Annotated in this window: 11 protein-coding genes and 1 pseudogene; 10 read left to right on the top strand and 2 right to left on the bottom strand. The window is 66.9% G+C overall.

The window, feature by feature from the left end:
- Nucleotides 1-235 precede the first annotated feature (235 nt).
- Nucleotides 236-775, top strand: a complete 540-nt coding sequence (locus tag BSZ36_RS19125; RefSeq protein ID WP_143536979.1) for a PIN domain-containing protein — start codon at nucleotides 236-238, stop codon at nucleotides 773-775.
- On the opposite strand, the gene BSZ36_RS17585 is transcribed toward BSZ36_RS19125, so the two are convergent.
- A complete protein-coding gene (locus BSZ36_RS17585; RefSeq protein ID WP_094551728.1) occupies nucleotides 692-1,378 on the bottom strand; it encodes a response regulator transcription factor in 687 nt (228 codons plus the stop codon). The two genes, BSZ36_RS19125 and BSZ36_RS17585, sit on opposite strands and share 84 nt — an antisense overlap.
- A 216-nt stretch (nucleotides 1,379-1,594) precedes the next feature.
- On the opposite strand from BSZ36_RS17585, the gene BSZ36_RS17580 reads away from it, so the two are divergent.
- Nucleotides 1,595-8,122 carry an RHS repeat domain-containing protein gene (locus BSZ36_RS17580; RefSeq protein WP_094551726.1) on the top strand — a complete coding sequence of 2,176 codons (6,528 nt, stop codon included), beginning with the start codon at nucleotides 1,595-1,597 and terminating at the stop codon, nucleotides 8,120-8,122.
- A gap of 1 nt (nucleotide 8,123) precedes the next feature.
- Complete coding sequence (locus BSZ36_RS19120) at nucleotides 8,124-8,510, top strand: hypothetical protein (protein ID WP_143536978.1); 387 nt, start codon at nucleotides 8,124-8,126, stop codon at nucleotides 8,508-8,510.
- Nucleotides 8,511-9,201: 691 nt separating this feature from the next.
- On the opposite strand, the pseudogene BSZ36_RS17575 reads toward BSZ36_RS19120, so the two are convergent.
- Nucleotides 9,202-10,370 (bottom strand): annotated as a pseudogene (locus tag BSZ36_RS17575) (IS3 family transposase).
- 311 nt (nucleotides 10,371-10,681) lie between these two features.
- Here BSZ36_RS17575 and BSZ36_RS17565 point away from each other — a divergent pair.
- Genes BSZ36_RS17565 through BSZ36_RS17540 form a run of 7 tightly spaced genes read left to right on the top strand, consistent with a single transcriptional unit; the run spans nucleotide 10,682 to nucleotide 17,953 of the window.
- Nucleotides 10,682-12,097 carry a GspE/PulE family protein gene (locus BSZ36_RS17565; protein ID WP_094551720.1) on the top strand — a complete coding sequence of 472 codons (1,416 nt, stop codon included), beginning with the start codon at nucleotides 10,682-10,684 and terminating at the stop codon, nucleotides 12,095-12,097.
- A 9-nt stretch (nucleotides 12,098-12,106) separates the two neighbouring features.
- The gene (locus tag BSZ36_RS17560; protein ID WP_094551718.1) at nucleotides 12,107-14,545 is read left to right on the top strand and encodes a secretin N-terminal domain-containing protein; all 2,439 of its coding nucleotides are present in this window, start codon (nucleotides 12,107-12,109) and stop codon (nucleotides 14,543-14,545) included.
- A complete protein-coding gene (locus tag BSZ36_RS17555) occupies nucleotides 14,542-15,741 on the top strand; it encodes a PilN domain-containing protein (protein ID WP_094551716.1) in 1,200 nt (399 codons plus the stop codon). Before BSZ36_RS17560 ends, BSZ36_RS17555 begins: the two co-directional genes overlap by 4 nt.
- Nucleotides 15,738-16,178, top strand: a complete 441-nt coding sequence (locus BSZ36_RS19115; RefSeq protein WP_143536977.1) for a hypothetical protein — start codon at nucleotides 15,738-15,740, stop codon at nucleotides 16,176-16,178. Before BSZ36_RS17555 ends, BSZ36_RS19115 begins: the two co-directional genes overlap by 4 nt.
- A complete protein-coding gene (locus BSZ36_RS19605; protein WP_179271280.1) occupies nucleotides 16,175-16,732 on the top strand; it encodes a hypothetical protein in 558 nt (185 codons plus the stop codon). Before BSZ36_RS19115 ends, BSZ36_RS19605 begins: the two co-directional genes overlap by 4 nt.
- A gap of 4 nt (nucleotides 16,733-16,736) precedes the next feature.
- Nucleotides 16,737-17,156, top strand: coding sequence for a type IV pilin protein (locus BSZ36_RS20075; RefSeq protein WP_094551712.1), 420 nt, complete (start codon nucleotides 16,737-16,739; stop codon nucleotides 17,154-17,156).
- The gene (locus tag BSZ36_RS17540) at nucleotides 17,156-17,953 is read left to right on the top strand and encodes a prepilin peptidase (RefSeq protein WP_094551710.1); all 798 of its coding nucleotides are present in this window, start codon (nucleotides 17,156-17,158) and stop codon (nucleotides 17,951-17,953) included. Before BSZ36_RS20075 ends, BSZ36_RS17540 begins: the two co-directional genes overlap by 1 nt.
- Nucleotides 17,954-18,161 lie beyond the last annotated feature (208 nt).

Genomic DNA, 18,161 nt, shown 5'->3' with positions numbered 1-18,161 from the left:
CTCGGGATACGTGCAAAATGTCATCATAGCGCTTTGGAATCGACCAACGCTAGGCGGGGAGGCTGATCTCGGAGCGACGAGCTAATCACCCTGGCCCCGACTGTCCGGAAAGGTTCACCTTCCGGGACGGCAACCGACCAACCCTGAGAGCACGCAGAGGCCGTTTTGCGTTGGCTCTCGGCAGCACCCTTTCGGGACAGGCCCGCTAACGTGACATCCGACACGTATCCCGAAGGTGCCCCTTGACCGCGCCGCCTCTGGCGAGATCGATCTCGTCGTCGCCGCGCACGCGCTCGCCGAGACCTACGCGACGCTCACGGCCCTGAGGCCCCGCCTCACGCCGACGGCCGTCCTCCGCCTGATTGAGGAGGGGGCGCTCCAGTTCGCCGAGGTCGTCCCGCTGGGCGCCGACGACTACCGCGCCGTGCTCGACCTGCTGACGGCCCTCGACCTGCTGACGGCCCTCGACCTGCTGACGGCCCTCGACCTGCTGACGGCCCTCGACCTGCTGACGGCCCTTGACCTGCTGACGGCCCTCGACCTGCTGAGCGGCGCCGTCTACGATGGCCTCCACGTCCGCGCGGCGGAGAAGGCCGGAGTCGACGAGCTCCACACCGTCAACGGCCGCACACCCTACCCAAGTTCGACGGTGACTCTCCCGAGGAGTTGCCAAGGTGTGCGACACCCCTCGCTAGAGCGTCTCGAACAGGTACCCACGCCCTCGGACTGTTACGACCGCCTCGCTCAACCCCACCGTCCGAAGCGCACGCCGTAAGTAATGCACGTACACGTCTACAGCGTTCGTCTGAGGGTCAAAATCCAGCCCCCAAACGCCAGAAAGCAGCGCTTCTCGCCCCACCACCTCGCCCTCCCGACGGGCGAGAAACGTGAGGAGGTCAAAGAGCCGCGGTGTTAGCGTCACCACGGTACCATCCACGGTCGCCCGCGCCCGCCGGGTGTCGATAGCCAGCCGGCCAACCGTCAGGATCCCGTGGTCTTTCGGACCCTCGCGGGCCTCCGTGAGCCGACGGTAGGCGATCAGTCCTGCCTGGACCTCTCGCCACGGATACGGCGCCAGGAGCGCGCGGTCGGCTCCCGCGACGATCGCAGCCAGAGCGTCGTCCCGGTCCGCGCACATAGCAACGGCGGGCACCCCCGACTCACGGTAGGCATGACACACCGCACCGAAAAGCGGCGCGCGGAGTACGTCCCACTCGATGAGGGCGAGGTCCGTCGGCAAGCGCACCGCCCACGCTCCAGACGCAGCCAGCGTTTCCGGGAACGACGACACCCGCGCCACTGCATCTGGATGCCAACGCGACGACCAGTCCTGCGTCGTGTCATCGGTGACGATGTCCAGGCGGAGGGGACGCGGCATGAGCAGTGGGGCTGTACAAGAAATGAGGCACGAATGCCATAGGTCTGGTGCGCCTTTCGGCCCACATATCCAGGGGGCAGCATCGGTCCGTCGAAGCTAGGGCCGTAACGGGTTTTTAACCATACCCCAACCCTCTCCTAAGCCATCTCTAGGGGGCTGCTAAAGCATCCTACAAATGCTATCGGGACCTTAGCGCCCTGCACCACTCCATGTCGCATGACGCTCCCGCTGCCTCGCACCTTCGGCCGCACCGCCGCGCTCACCCTCTTGTCCCTACTCGCGTGTGGAAGCCCCAGTGCGCAGGCGGTGCTCAACCAGTATGGCAGCCAGCCCGAAGTGACGCACCCCGTCGGTCCGGACGCGGCCGGCGTCTCTGCCAAGGGGGACCTCAACCTCTCTATCCCGGTGCTGACGGTCCCAGGTCGAGGAATCGACGTGCCGATTGTCCTCCAATACAACTCCTCCGTGTCCACCCAATCCCGCGCGACGTGGGTCGGGCTCGGATGGAGCTACGACCCCGGCTCCCTCACGCGAGAGGTGAAAGGTGGAGCGTACCTCAGCGGGTCCTATAGGGGTGTAGACGTTCAAGACGCTTCGACCTACTACCACACCAATCCCGCCGACACCCGCTCGAGCGGATTTAATGGAGGCGGGTTAAGTGGGAGCGGGTTCACACCAGACACGACCGGCGGCGGTACAACGGCGCAGACCGCCCCGTGTGAGTTCGTAGAGTGCCCACCCTCTGGCGGTGGGGACCCCCCACCGTCTGGCCCGCCACCACCGCTGCAGCCTCGCCCCGACGGACCTGGACTCACGATCGGGTACCCCCTATGGGCCCCCGACACGTATCACCTGTCGCTCCCCGGCGGCGGCGGCGGCACGGTCGTGCAGGCGAACGGGCGCAACACTCAGGGCAACTTCCTAACGCCCTGCCCCATCGACAAGGGGAAGTGCCTCCCCGCAGTCGACCCGCTCAACTTCTTCACGCTTGAGCGCCACCCATGGAGGATCCACGCTTACGGTGCCGCCTCCGTGACGGCCGGGTCCGGCTCGCCATCGGAATCCGGCGGCACGACGCTCGGAGGCTCGTATTCCACCAGTCGGATCCCATACGGCTCTACCGGGACGACCAAGCCCGACTTCTACCGCTTCGTCGTCACCACGGAGGACGGGACCCGGCATGTGTACGAGGCCCCCACACTATCGTCGTTCAACGGCCTGGAGTCGACCCCCACCGGAGCCGTTCCCATGAGCCAGTACCACGTGGACTCGTGGCGGCTGATCGCCAGCCTCGGTCCCACCTACACCCAACCCATTCCTGAGCGCGGCGTGGTGCCCTACTCCGGCTCTGGGCAGTACGCCTCTGGCGCCGTCTGGCCTGCCGACGACGACCCCGGCGCCTGGGTCCGGTACGAGTACTCCGACGTCGCGTCCAAGCACGTCATCCGTTACGTCAACGCCGAGGGGGGGGCACAAGTGACCTGGGACGAGCTCCGGCAGCGACGCGTCCTGTCGAAGATCGTGACGCCTACCCACACGGCCACCTTCACCGCGGGCGTCGACTACACCCAGGACCCCTTCGGTACCCCCACGCTCACGTCTATCACGCTTACGAGCCGGCTCGGCGGAGCCGCCCAAACCGTCCAGACGGTGCACCTCGAGAGCGACGGTAAAATGGGACCGCGTTCGGGAGGCATGCGCCGTCTCGATCGCGTCCGGACGGAGGGCCACACGGCGTCGGCGACGACCAACGCCGGCACCTACGTGTTTTCCTACCACAACGGGTCGGTCATGACCGACGGATCGGGAGCCATCTACAACCCCCCGATCGGGAGCGGACCCATCGACCAGTTCGGGTACTACCGAGAAGGGATCCCGAACTCGTACTCGTCCACCGGTCTCCCCCCCTGGACGTGGGCCCTTTCTCAGGTGCAATACCCTACGGGCGCTTCAGAGACGTTCGAGTACGAGTCCGATCGCATAACGAACGCGGTCAGCTTTGGGTACGGGGAACAGGTCCGGAACTCCGTCAACGGCACGTACACCTTCAGCGGCGCGTCGCGCGTGTACAGCCTCAGCGGGGCTGCTGCCTACAACCAAGGAGGCAGCCGGCTCCTCTCGAGGACCGCGTCGGACGGCCTCGGTACGAGCCACATCAGGACGTACACGTACGGCGCCGGAAACCTCTCTGGGATCCCCTCCCTCTATTGGCGAACGGCCACCCAGGTCAGCGCGCAGCTCTACCCTGGCGACTTCGGGGAGGCGGCCGTCTACTACGAGACGGTCACGGTCACCCACGCCGACGGTAGCAAATCCACCACCTCGTATACCTCCCCGACGAGCGGTCACGACGGCCTCGTGAGGCCTCAATACGCGGTCCAGACGTACGACAACCTCTACCGGGCCATCCTATCCAGCCCTGAGGCGTGGTCGTGGGGCCTTCCGTACCACACCGATGAGGCGAAGGGGGACGGGAAGCCGCTCCGCTCCTCCCATACGTACCTCCAATACGTCATAAACCGTGGCCTGGATACCAGCACCAGCCACTCCTTCGCTCCTGTCGACGTCTTCCCTGCCCTCCTGGCGTCCGATGGCAGCGAGATCAAGCCACGCATTCGCGCCAACTGGGTCGAGGTCCGTAGCGCAAGCACGTCGAGCAAGGAGTACGACGACCGCGGAGGATACTCTACGACCACGACGCTCTCGGTCAACACCTACGACGACGTCACGGGGCTCGTGCGGTCCGCCTACTCCCAAATCAACGGGGGAGGCGGACAAACCCTGTCGCACAAACAGGAGACGGTTTGGGCTTGGGAGTTGTACCGCAAGGGCGGGGCCTACGCGCGCATGCTCGATCGCAACCTCCTCACGACTCCCGCCCTCCAAACCATGAAGGGCTCCGGGATGGACGCGTCTGCGGCGGTGACGACGTTCTCGCAGTTCCGGCCGTCCTCCGAGGACACCGAGATGACCCTCGCCGACGCCTCGAGTCCGTGCTCTGCACAGACGGCCATCGAGTGCGTGTACCTCCCCCACCGCGCGTTTGCCTACCGCGGCGCTGACTCTGATATCACCGGAGGCGCCGGCACGACCGACGACGACTTCGGGGCCTGGCTACGGGATCAGACCCCTACGGCAGACTGGATCCGCACCTCGACCACGGACGCCTACAACGTAGACGGAAGCCCGACCCGGACGACGGACGCCACGGGCCTCGTCGTCGACCTCTTCTACGGCTCGTCGGGCACCGGATCTGCACCCACGAACTCCCTTCAGTTCTCCAACGCTACGAGCGCCCACAAACGCTCTCGGCTCACCGGCGTCCGCACCACCGCCGATGGCGTCACCCTCCAGCGCGCCATCGACTACGACTCGCGGAACGGGCTGGTCTCCCGCCTCTGGGACGCCAACAACCGAAAGACATCGTTCGCCTACGACGGCATCGGCCGCCTCACGACCGCCACCAACGACGCCAACCAGACCGTCGCGGCGTACGCCTACTCTCTCCTGACGGGCAGTACCCCGAACCGCGTCATCACCACCTCATATGGGACGCCGACGCGGAAGTCGTACGCCTACTTCGACGGATGGGGGCGCCAGGTCCAGGCGCAGTCGCAGGAATCCGGTACCACCTACCTCGTCACCGGAACCGAGTACGACCTCCACAGCCGACCCGTCGTCGCGTACCCCGCCGCTCGAGTGGCCTCGAACGGCGCCTACCAGACCACTCCCAACCTCCAGGCCGCCGTCCGGACCGCGTACGCCTCTGGCGCGGGGTCTACCCCCTGGACGCGCACGACCTTCGAGGACGCCCCCAGCGGGCGCCCCATCCGCATCGACAACCCCTCCGGTACCGGCACCGCGGCCACCTCCATCACCCTCCGCTACGCGCTCGCAGGGCTCGCCGACACCAGCCCCGACACGCCTGCGGTAGGCACCGCCCCCCCCCCAGGGTTCGCCAGCAGCCCGGCCCCCGGTGGCCTCGATGACGCCATGATGGCTCAAGGAGACGAACCGCTAGACCCCGACGGCGGGACCGACACCTCGAACCTCGAGGACGGCCCCGGAGCCATCCCCCGCTACCGACGCGTCACGACCATCGACGAGACGGGCCTCTACTCACAGGTGTACGTCGACGGGGCCGACCAGCCGTTCCTGCAGCGCAGCCCCAGGGCGCTCAACGACCCGGCGCCGCTGATGGAAACCCGCACCACCTACGACGGCGCGGGCCGCGTCCTCACGACGACAACCCCCGAAGGGCGCGTGTCGGCCTACCAGTACAACCGCCTCGGACAACTCACGCGGTCGGTTACGCCCGACCTCGACGGCGACGGCACGGGCGGCCCCACCAACGAGACGCTCGCCGGCACACCCGACGTGGAGGTCGTCTATGACGACGCTGGACGCCCCCGTTTCACCGTCGACCCCGTCCGCCGAGGCACGTCCAAGCTCCTCTACACCACCTACGACGCCTTCGGACGCGTCAAAGCCGAGGGCGTCGCTTCCTCCACCGGCTCGGTGCTCACCGATCCCACCAAGATCAACAGCTCCACATGGCCCGGGACCGCAGGGACGGAGCGGACGGAGTACGAATACGACACCGCCACGCCGTCGAAGTCCACCGGCGGGCTCGCCGTCACCAACCCCCTCGGGCGGCTCGTCCAGGTCGCCTTCAACAGCGCCTCGGCGTCGGCGCCCAACGACGGCTATTACCAGTACAGCTACGACAACTTCGGCAACGTCACCGGCTACAACGCCTACCTTGAAGGGCTCGGCATCAAGCGCGCCACCTACGCCTACGACCGGCTCGGCACCCTCCTCACGACCGCCTACCAGCACGGCGTGACCGCGGACCGGCAGTACTTCGGCGCCACCTACGACGCCCTCGGACGCGCCGTCTCCTCTTGGGGCAACGAGACGACGAGCAGCCCCACCTCTGGTGTTCCGTACCCCATCGCCTCCGCCACCTTCGACGCCGCAGGACGCGCCACGCAGACCGTCACCCTCGGCACCGTCACCAATACGCTCACCTACGATGTCCGCAGCCGCCTCACCGGCATCACGGCCACCCGCGGTGGCGCCACGGTCTTTAGCGAATCCGTCGGCTATGCCCTAAACTCCCGCATCACCGACGCCACCTTCTTCCAACCCCTCCTCCCCACCGGGCAGCCTCTGGCGCACAAGTACGCCTATACCTACGACGCCACCGGGCGCCTCACAGGGGCGGACTACTTCTCCGGCACCTCTCCTGGCTCCCTGCAGAACACCACCACCCACGACCTCCAGGGCGTGAGCTACGACCGCGACGGCAACATCAAAACGCTCCAACGTCAGCGCTCCGGTCTCGAGAACTACACCTACAACTACACTGCGGGTTCTGGACGCCTCAACACCGTCACAGGCAGCGGACCCGCCGGAGGCATCTTCTTCTACGACCGCAACGGCGCGATGACCGGAGCAGAAGTCGGGCAAGACATCGCCTCCTACAGCATGGGCCGCAACGGACTACCCTTTCAAGTCACCAACGACGTAGGCACCACGCGTTACCTCTACGACGGCGTCGGCCAGCGCGTCTACGCCTCGGCCTCTGGCGGGCGGTACACCGTCCGAGGTGCCCACGGCGAGGACCTCGCGGAGTACACCGGCGCAGGCGCGCTCGTCTCCCACTCGCTCGGCGGCGGGCGGCGGGAGGCCTCTGGCGCGCGCGTGGCGTACGTCACGGACCACCTCGGAAGCGTCCGGCTCGCCGTCGATACCGTGGGGCAGACGCGAGCGGTGACGGACTACTACCCCTTCGGCCTCCAGATGCCCGGCCGCGTCTACGTCCAGGGGACGCCCACGAGGGAGGACTTCACCGGGCACGAGTTGGACCAGGAGACGAACCTCCACTACGCCGGGGCAAGGTACTACAGCGCGGCGCTCGGTCGCTTCACGTCCACGGACCCGCACGCCGCCAGCTATCCGGGGTGGAGCCCATATCACTACGCAGCCAACAATCCAGTCTCTGTCATTGACCCGGCTGGGACAGATTGGGTGTGTGCCACCGACGACGAAGGAGAATGTACCTCATACGAGTGGCGAGACGGCGTAGGCTCACAGGAGGATTTGGGCGGAAGCTGGGAGGAGACAGGTTATTCGTATATAGGTACTAGCGGAACATACACCACGTTTGGGGGGATTAGTGTTAGCCTGATTACAGTATATGGAGTGAATGGGGATCATGTGGCTGGTGATTGGCACTACACGGGAAGTGGGACCAAGATGCTGGCTGTGGCTCCCCTCTCGGAGCGGTATGCGGGCCAGAGTGGAGCGGTTGAAGAGGTAACGCTGGATCTGATTTTGCTGGCGGGGGCAATGCGGTCAGCATATACTCTAGGGACCGCTGCCACCCGGGGTATTTATGCCCGGATGACGGCAAGTAATACTTCGAACTCAACGCTGATCCAAACGACATTCGTTGGTAGGGCGACTCCATCACCTACGGGATATGTTCCCAACTCTACTTATATCAGAACTGTGGGTGATGAGGCAAATTGGGTAAGAAACAAATACTTTTATAATCAGAACGGGAACCAGATTGGCCGAGTTGACTTTGGTCAGAGAGCCGACCCGGCTGCGTTTCACAGATTTCCCGCTGGTGAGCCCTTCCGTGGGATGCATAATTCAATTCCTGAGTCGGCCCTCAAAGATTTGAGGATCTTCGATTTGCCGCCAGGTTTGGCTCGTCGCCCAAGCAGATTTTAACATGAGGTATCGAGGCAGTGAATCATACTTTGGCAAAATAGATATATATAACTCGCTAATCGAAAAATATGAAACTATATACCAATACGTAGACGGAAAGTCTAGCTATGAAGCAAGACTTATCATAAAACTGTGGAGGCCCGGGGTGGCAAATAATGAATACATAATAATTGAAACGATAAATTTGATAAATCATAGTTTAATTTACGATAGTAAAAAAGATTACACCGTACTGTATAATGATGTGATTATTGATGAGGATGAAAATTTGTTAACAATCAGGCTGCTGGGAGAATACGATGATGCAGAAAATAACATGATGAGAATAGTGTGTCATGATTTTGAATACCGATATGTTTTGTCGGATCGTGAACTGGCTGAATGGTGAGAGGCAGGGCTCGCCCTGCATGGAGGGAACTGACGATAAAAAGGCCTCTGGCGCTCATTCTTCCAGCATAGCGGCAGACGCCGTAGAAGCATAAGCCGCGCCGCTGAACCTCCGTGGCAGTTGGCAAAGCTGGCAAGAGTGGCAACATCGGCGGTTTCACCCAGCCAACGCCGCCACTCCTGCTACTCAGGCCAGAACTCGAAAGGGAAGTCCGGCTCCATCGTCTTCGGCCTTGAACTCGGTGATCTGGCGGTCAAAGTCATTGAGGGGTTGACCGGGGTGGGTTGTATGTGGCTCCTGCATCCCCGTGGAGGGCTGTGGCTCCAGTGACTCACGGGGAGCAGTAGCTGCGTATGTGCTCATAAGCGCTCTCGTCTCCCAGTTCTCCTGCTTTGCTCAGGTGCTGGCACCCTACCTCGGTATCGCCTCTCACGTCGATCCTCAGCACACCGGCCAGCGTGTAGCACTCGGGGCATCGGTCGCCTGCTGCATAGGCGGCAGTCTCTGAAGCCACAAGGGCTGCCCCGTGGTTTCCAGACTGCCAGTATGCCGCCGTGAGCAGTTTGTACGCTCTGAAGTCGTGCGGTGCCAGTTCTACCACTCGGTTCAGGTCCTGCTTGGAGCCCAGGAGGTCCCCCAACTGGAGCTTCACGGCTGATCTGACCCCTCTGGAGCGGACACTCGGTTAAGGTCAAGCGGCTAGAAGTTCGGGCTGCCGGGCGCGGTACTGCCGCTCATACTCGTCGGGCGTCTGGTAGCCCAGCGACGAGTGCCGGCGGCGGCGGTTGTAGAAGATCTCGATGTAGTCAAAAAGCGCCGCGCGCGCCTCGGCGTGGGTGGCGAAGCGCTGGCCCCGGAGGTCTGACTTGAGCGAGGCGAAGAAGCTCTCCGCCGGCGCGTTGTCGTGGCAATTGCCCCGCCGGCTCATCGACGCGATCAGACCATGACGCCGGAGTGCCGCGCGGTAATCGTCGGACGTGTACTGCGAGCCCTGATCCGAGTGCGCGACCAGGCCTGCGGCCGGACGGCGGTCGCGGATCGCTGACGTGAGCGCCGCGAGCGGGCCGTTGCGCGAGAGTGATGGCTGCGCCGACCAGCCGACCACGCGGCGGGAGTACAGATCGAGCACGACCGAGAGGTAGAGCCAGCCCTCGTCGGTGGCGATGTAGGTCATGTCTGAGGCCCACACGCGGTCGGGCGCGTCGGGCTCGAAGGCGCGGTCGAGCACATTGGCCGCGACGGGCGTCAGCGGCGTGGTCGGGGTCGCCGTGGGCGGACGCCGCTTCGGTCGGCGAGCGCGGACGTCGTGCTCGCGCATGAGCCGGGCGACTCGGTTCTTGCCGCAGGTGACGCCCCGAGCGCGCAGCTCGGCGTGGACCCGGAGCGCGCCGTACGTCTGTCGGCTCTCGCGGTGGACGGCCCGGATCTCGACGAGCAAGCGCCGGTCGGCCCGCGCCCGCTCGCTCTCCGGACGCGAGCGCCAGGCGTAGTACGCGCTCGGCGTCGCGCCGATCGCCTCGCACATCGCTCGCACCGAACTTCGGCCGTGCTCCTCCTCGATCATGCGGGATCTCACAGGGAGGGCGAGCTGACGATACCGACAGCTTTTTTTAGGATCGCCACCTGCTCCTGCGACCGACGAAGCTCTCGCTTCAAGCGGGCGATCTCCTCGTCGCGTGGGTTGCCGTTGCCGGGGAACGCTCGCGATCCGTCCTCGCGGAGCTGCCGTCGCCTCCGGTGGATCAGATTAGCGCTGATGCCGAGGTCGCGTGCGGCTTGAGATGAGTTGCCGAGGTCGTCAGCGAGGCAGACGGCCTCGCGTTTGTACTCGGGCGTGAACTGGCGTCTGGAAGCGGACATAGGTCCGGGGTCTTGGGTCAGAGTAAACCCTTAACTCCGTGTCCGTCAGGCCAGGGTCAGATCACTCCCAAACTGCGCGCCTCTAGCGGTCAGCTATAGGGCGTCCTCTCTCCGCAGGACGGCCCGAACTCGGATGGCGGATGGTTGGGAAAGCTGGGCGTAGAGGGTGCGATCTGATGTACTCAGCAGCTAGGACGTTCTAACCCCTGCGTGGAGCATCTCTAACCTGCTTGTAATGCGGTCGCTTTCGAGCGAGGCGCACATTGGTTTCTACACCCACAGCCTCTGGCGCGGTCTCAGAAACCTCATATATGATCTCCACCCTCGCACCTCCTCCCGATGCGCTCCGGCGTCTCCGTGCGGTGTCTCTCCCGGGCGAGAGTGGATCGCTCCGGGTGGCGTGCCCCGAGGGCACCGAGGAGGCGGTCATTCGGGATCTCGCCTTCCTCACGGGACTCTCGGTAGAAGCCGTTGGCACTCCTGAGCACGAGCTTCGAGACCTACTGTCTACGGAGGCTTCTGGCGAGACCACATCCCAGACCCTACGACCAGCAGGACTCCTCACAGTCCCATCGGGATCTGCCGTTCAGGTTGTAGACGCGTTCCTCCGTGGCGCAGCAGAGCGCGCTGCTAGCGACATCCACTTGGAGCCCTCTGAGGCAGGCCTCGCCGTCCGCTTCCGCCTGGATGGCGTCCTCCACGCCGCCGCCGACCTCCCTCCGCACCGCCGCGACGAGGTTATCGCCCGCGTCAAGGTCCTCGCTGGCCTCGATATCGCCGAGAAGCGCCGTCCCCAGGACGGACGCCTTCGTTTCACCCCGTCCGGGCGACGACCCGTCGACGTTCGCGTCTCCACCATCCCGACCACCTCGGGCGAGAAGGTCGTCCTCCGCCTCCTCGACCGCGACCGTGTCCGCCTCGACCTCGCCACCCTCGGCCACGAGCCTTACGTCCTCGGCGCCCTCCGCGAGGCCATCGTACGCCCCCACGGCATGGTCCTCGTCACCGGCCCCACCGGCAGCGGCAAGACCACCACGCTCTACGCCGCCCTCCACGAGATCGACCGGCAGGCCCTCAACGTCACCACCGTAGAAGACCCCGTCGAGTTCGAGATCGAGGGCGTCGCGCAGGTCCCCGTCCGGCCCGAGATCGGCTTCTCCTTCGCCGAGGCCCTCCGCGCCTTCCTCCGCCAAGACCCCGATGTCGTCATGGTCGGCGAGATCCGAGACCGCGAGACGGCCGAGGTCGCCGTCCGCGCCGCCCTCACCGGGCACCTCGTCCTCTCCACCCTCCACACCAACGACGCCGCCTCCGCCGTCACGCGCCTCGTCGATATGGGCGTCGAGCCCTACCTCGTCGCGGCCTCGCTCCGTTTCGTTCTCGCGCAACGCCTCGTCCGCCGCACCTGCCCCGAGTGCCGGGCCCCGCTCGCGCCGGAAGACCTTCTCCCCGAAGAACGCCCCTTCGCCACGCCAGAACGTCCCGTCTGGCGAGGCTACGGCTGCACCGCGTGCGCCCACACCGGCTACGCAGGCCGCATCGCCGTCGCCGAGGCCCTTCCCATCAGCGACGCCATCGCCGCGCTCATCACCGACGGCGCCGGTCCTGGAGCGATCCGTCAGGCCGCTGCCGCAGACGGCTGGCGCTCCCTGCGCGAAAACGCCGAGCGCGCCCTCTATTCCGGTCACACGACCGCATCCGAGGTGCTTCGCCACACCCTCGCGTAACCCCCTCACGTGACACCCATATCGCTCGCAGCCCGACACCGGCTGCAGCCGTCTCCAGACGAACAGCGCGCCCTCACCGCCACGTTTCTCGCCTACGCCGAGGCCTGGGCCTGGATCGCCGAGCAGGGACGTGCCTCTGGCGTCTCGTCCCTCGCTGGCCTCCACACCCTGGGTTACCGCGTCGCCCGCGACCGTTTCGGGCTCGGCGCCAACCTCGCCGTCCGCGCCGTCGGCCGCGCAGCCCACGAGATCCGCGCAGCAGCACCCGACGCTCCACCCCTTCCCTCTCTCGACCTCGATGTCCGCACCTTCCGCTTCCTCCCGGACGCCGACGCCGTCAGCCTTGCGTCCGTCCATGGGCGACTCCGCGCCATACCCATCGGCCCGTCCGTCCCGACGCACCAGCCGCTCGTGAGCGCCGCCACGCTCCGCGCCGAGCCCGACGGACACTACGACCTCTACGTCCGCACTCCTGTTCTCCAAGGTACCGGTCAGCTCGTGCGCACCCTCCTCGTCGGCCTCCTCTTCCTTCTCCTCGCGCTCCCCGCCTCCGCGCAGATCGACCGGAGCGCGCTCCCACCCGCCCTCCTCGCACCCCTGGACGAGGTCAATGTCCGTGACGCCGACCTCCGCGACGTCCTCCGCGCCATCGGCGCTCAGCAAGGCATCAACCTCGTCGTCGACGACCGCATCGAGCGGCGCGTCACCGTCCAGCTCGTCGGCCTCCCCGTCATCGACGCCCTCGCGTCCCTCGCCGACCAGTACGGCCTCGTCCTCGACCAGTCCGGCCCGCTCCTCCGCATCCGTCCCGCCCTCGGCCCCGGCGAAGGCCGCGCCCTCGACGTCCGGAGCGCCGATGGCCTCCTTTCTCTCGACCTCGACGATGCCGACCTCGGCGCTGCCATGCGCGCCGTCGCCCGCGCCACAGGCCTCAACGTCCTCGTCCCGCCCGAACTCTCCGGAACGGTCTCCGGCCGCCTCCAAGACGCCCCCGCCGAGTCTGGCCTCCGCGCCCTCCTCGCCACCAACGGCTACGAGCTTCGCATCCGCGATGACATCTACCTCGTCGCCCGTGCCACCCCCGGCGGCCCCGATCCCGCAGATCCGTACGGTCCACCCGCTCCCGGCGTCGCCCTTTGGGTCCAGGTCCAAAACGGTCTCGTCAGCGTCGACGCTCAGTCGGCCCCTGTCGCCCGCGTCTTGGATGAGATCGCGGCGCAAGCAGGCCTGAGCGTCGTCGCCTATGGCACGCTCGACGGGACCCTGACGGCCAGGTGGAGTCGCATCCCCCTCGCACAGGCCGTCGGCTACGCCCTCCGTGGCACCTCGCTCGGCTACCGCCTCGATGGCCCCGTCCTCGTCGTCGGTGACCGCACGCGTGGCGGCATCAACGGCGTCGAGCTCATCCGCCTCCGCCACGTCCGCTCCACAGACGCCATCGGTCGCCTACCCGAGTCCCTCCGGCAGCGGGCGGTCATGCAGGATCAGCGCGAGCAAAACGGCATCCTCGTTACCGGCTCCGCCGACGCGGTCGATGAGGTCCGCCAGGTCCTCTCGGCCATCGACATCCCCGTCCCCCAGGTTCTTATCGAAGCCCTCGTCGTGGATTTCTCCACCTCGGACCTCTCCCAACTCGGCCTCTCGTTTGGCGTCGACGGCGACCCGACCCGCAGCGGCGAGCGCACCGGGGCCTTCGGCAGCCCACCTCTGGGCGGAGGCTTCGACGTCACGCTCGGCGCCGACGCCGCCCGTGACGTCGTCGACCTTCTGGGGCTCGGCTCTATCGGTCGCCTCCCCGCCGACTTCTACATCCAGCTCCAGGCCCTCGTTCAAGAGGGCAAGGCCACCGTCCGCTCCCGCCCGCAGATCGCCACGCTCAGCGGCCACACGGCCTCCATCACGGTCGGCACCAGCCAGTACTACCTCCTCAAGTCCATCGTCCCCACCACCGGAACCGGCCTCGGCGTCGAGACCGAGCGCTTCGAGAAGGTCGACGCCAACGTCAGCCTCGTCATCACCCCGTGGGTCGGGGCCTCCGGCGACGTCACCGCCGAGATCAAGCCCGAGTTCTCCAGCCCCGTCGGCGCCTTCGAGGCCGGCGTCCCCCCCACCATCAACAGCCGCACCGTCGACACCACCGTCCGGCTGCGAGACGGCGAGACCATCATCATCGGCGGCCTCATCCAGGAGTCTCAGGCGGCCACCTACAACAAGGTCCCGCTCCTCGGCAGCATCCCCCTCCTCGGCCGCCTCTTCCGCAACCGCCGCGAGACCGCCCAACGCTCCGAGCTCGTCATCTTCATCACGCCCCACGTTTTCTACGGCGACGAGACCGACGGCGAGCGCACCGACCGCCTGAACCAGCGCCTCGGCCTGCCCCCCCTTCCAGCCGCTCCCCGCTACCTTGCGCCCGCGCTCGCCCCTCCACCACAGGAGGACCGTCCATGACGCCCCCCCTCGCCGCGCGGCCCCGCGTCGTCGGGGTGCACATTGAGCCTACCGCCGTCCGCTGGGCCGAACTCGCTCACGAACGCGGAGGCGTCTCCATCCGCCGGACCGTCTCCGTCCCCATCGAGAGCGGCGACGTGCCGGCCGCCCTGCGCGTCGCCGCTGGGCGCAGCATTCCGCGGCTCGTGTACGTCCACGCCCCCGCGTCAGCGCTTCGCCTCACCGTCGTAGACGGCCCCGAGCCGCCGCTGACGCCCGGATGGGCCGAGGGCGTCCTCGGCAGCCAACTCCCCGAGGGCATCGACCTCGGCGCGTTCGCCGTTCGCGCCGCGCCGGTACGCGTCTCGGACACCGCCTCGCGCTGGTACGTCGCCGCCATCCGCAACGCCGCCGTCGACAGCCTGTGTGACCTCTTCCGCACCGCGGGCATCCCCCTTGCGGGCGTCCTCCCGTTCGGTCCCGACCTGGACGTGGTCGCTCCCTCGAACGGCGCCGTCGCGTATGCGGGCTCAGCCGAGGGCGTGGCCCTCGTCCGCGACGACAGCGGCACCCTCGCCGTCGAGTACTACGCTGGACCGTCTGCACCCGGAGACGCGCTCCGCGAGGCTTCTCGGCTGGGCGAGCCCGCCCTTGTCACCGGCCCCAACGCTCCAGATACGTCGCGAGGCCTGGCAGACTCCTCTCCTGCCTTCGCGGCTTCGGTCGCACTCGCCATCCTCGCCGCGTCCGGCGGAGCGGACTCGCTCAACCTTCTCGCTCCTGAAATCGCGCACGAGGGCGCCTCCGCACCCGTTCGCGACGCCGCCCTCCGGCGCGTCCTCGCCATCGCGGCTCTCACGTTCGTTGTTCTCGCAGTCTCTCTGGCCCTCGCTCCCACACCAGCCGAGGACGTCGTGACAGCCCCGGCGCCCGTCGCCGCACGCGCCGCGTCCAGCGCACGCCTCGCGCCCTCGCTCGACCGCATCGGACGCGCCATCCCTCCCGGCGTCTGGCTCCGCTCGCTCCGCCTTGATCCCACGTCGGATGACTCGGTCATCCTCACAGGCGTATCACTCAGCCCCGACGGTCTCTCGGACGTTCTCAGCGGCCTGCAGCGCGACGCACGCCTCCTAGACGCGCGGCTCACCGACGCTTCCGCACAGGGCCAGCCCGGCTCCCCCTTCCGGTTCGAGGTCTCCGCACGGTTCGCACCATGACCCAGACACGCCTCCATCTTTGGGAATGGGCACCCATCGCCACGGCGGTGGGTGCAGTCCTCGTCCTGTGGTCCGTCGCGATTCCTCGCCTCACGGCCGCTGCCGACGCCGACCGCGCAATTCCCCCCGAGACTCCGACCATCACTGCAGCGCCACCATCACGCCCTGCCGAGCCCGGTGCCCTGCTCGACGGCGTCCGAGCCGCATCGGCGACAACTGGAGTTGGCCTCTCCAGGTGGCGCCCCTCGGGTCCCAGCGATGGGTCCGACGCATCCTTCGAAGCCGTCGTGCAGGGCAGCTTCCCATCCATCGGGCGCTTCGTCGACACCATCGAAGCCCAAGCATCCGTGCGGTCGGTCGATATCCGCGCCACTGACGATGCCTCAGCCGCTGCCGAGGCCGTCATCATACTCTCTGGCGCTCCATCACGTCCATGACCGCTTCTCCTCCACGCACTGAGCGCAAAGGGCCCCTCGTGTTCCTGACCGTCACCGCCCTCGCGCTCTGGGGATACAACGCCAGCCTCGTCGCTCGGGGCCTCTCTGCCTCTGCCGACGATGAGGTCGCCGCGCCTCCTGTCCCGGTCCATCAGCGCAGTTCGCGCCCCCTCTTCGGCGTGGGGTACCCCGACCCGTTCGAGCCGCTGGCCTTCTCCTCGCCAGACCACACGGTCACCTGGGATCCCACCACCAGCGGGGCGAACGTCTCGCCTGGCGGCACGGCCCCTGGTGCAGACACGCCCCCTCAAGCCTCTCCGGCGACCCCGTCGTACGAGCCGCCCTTCGGCTGGCAGCCCGAGCCGTACGCCGAGCCCCCGCCGCCGCTAGCGCTTCGCGGCGTCGTCGGCCGCCGTGCACTCATCGCGGACATGGAAGGGACGGTTCACCTCCTCGCACCGGGCGACACCCTCGCTGGGGCCACGCTCCAGCGCGTCGGCGACGGCGAAGCCCATCTCACCTTCAGCGGCTCCCCTTTCACGCTCTCCCTCTAACCCCGTGACCACTCCCCCCCGCTCTCACGACACCCCCGAAGCCGGGTTCTCTCTCACCGAGCTGATGGTCGTCCTCGTGATCGTCGGCATCCTCGCCCTTCTGGCCATCCCCCGGTTCATGAACGTCACGGCAGACGCCAAGAAGACCGAGGCCAAACTGATGCTCAAGCAGGTCTACTCCCTCGAACAGGGCTACCTCTACCAGAACGACGTGTACGCCTCGTCTCCTGGCCTCATCGGCTTCGAGCAGACCCCCCTCGTCTCTCAGGGAGGCTCCGCACGCTACGTCATCGCGGTCGAGCGCGCCGACGACCGCGGCTTCACCGCCACCGCCACCTCCGTCGTCGACTTCGACAAGGACGGCACGTTCAACGTGTGGGAGGTCAGCGAATCGGGCGTCGTCCGCGAGCGCGTCCCCGACTGATGGCGCCGGCTCTCGCCAGCGTGGCCGTGCTCGGCCTCGTCTTCGGCAGCTTCCTCAACGTCGCCGCCTACCGGCTTCCACAGCGGCGCTCCCTGTCGCCACGCTCCGCGTGCCCCGCCTGCAGCCATGCCCTCGCGTGGCGAGACCTCATCCCTCTCGTCAGCTACGGCCTTCTCCGCGGCAGGTGTAGGCACTGCGATGCGCGAGTCCCGCTCCAGTACCCATTCGTCGAGGTCGCTGCAGCTCTGGCGTTCGTGGCAGTCGCATCGCGCGCGGCGTCGCTAGCCCCCCTCCTCCCCACGGTCTCCAGCACCGGTCCCGTCGGGGGGGGCGCCTTCGTCTGGGCGGTCGTCGCGTTTATCGGCTTCGCGGCCACGCTCGTTGCCACCGTTACCGATCTCCGCCACGGCACCGTTCCAGACCGACTCTCGCTCTCGGCAGGGGCTCTCGTTCTCATCGTTCTGGTCGCTTTGGCACCGGCGTGGCTACCAAGCCGCCTCGTCGCGGCCGTCGCCGCCGCGGCCGTCGCCCTCGCCCTTCGTGGGCTCGGGAGCATCGCGTTCGGCCGACCGGGGTTCGGGCTCGGTGACGCCAAGCTCCTCGCCGTTCTCGGGCTCGCCCTCGGTTGGTACGCGTTGTGGGCCCTCTACCTGGGCATCCTCGTCGCAGGCCTCGCCGGAGCCGTCGGGCTCGCCACCGGTCGGCTGTCGCGCCATCAGCCCGTTCCGTTCGTGCCCTCCCTCCTGGTCGGCGCCACCCTGTGGATCGCCGTGTGGCCGCACGGACCCTTCCCGTGAGCCCCCCTATCGCGGACTCCGAAGCCGGTTTCGGTCTCCCCAGCGTCCTCCTTCTCATCACGCTCCTGTCGCTCTTGGTCGGAAGCGTTCTCGTCGTCGACCTTGCCGGTCGTCAGGCCTCCGTCCAACGGTCCGACCGGCTCCAGGCCCGCTACGCCGCCGAGGCGGCCCTGGACCTCGCGTACGCCGAGGCGACGCCTGACCAGCC

The organism is Rubricoccus marinus, from assembly GCF_002257665.1.
Classification (GTDB): domain Bacteria; phylum Bacteroidota; class Rhodothermia; order Rhodothermales; family Rubricoccaceae; genus Rubricoccus; species Rubricoccus marinus.
Note: the sequence above shows the minus strand (reverse complement) of the source record. Positions and strands in the feature narration are given on the sequence as shown.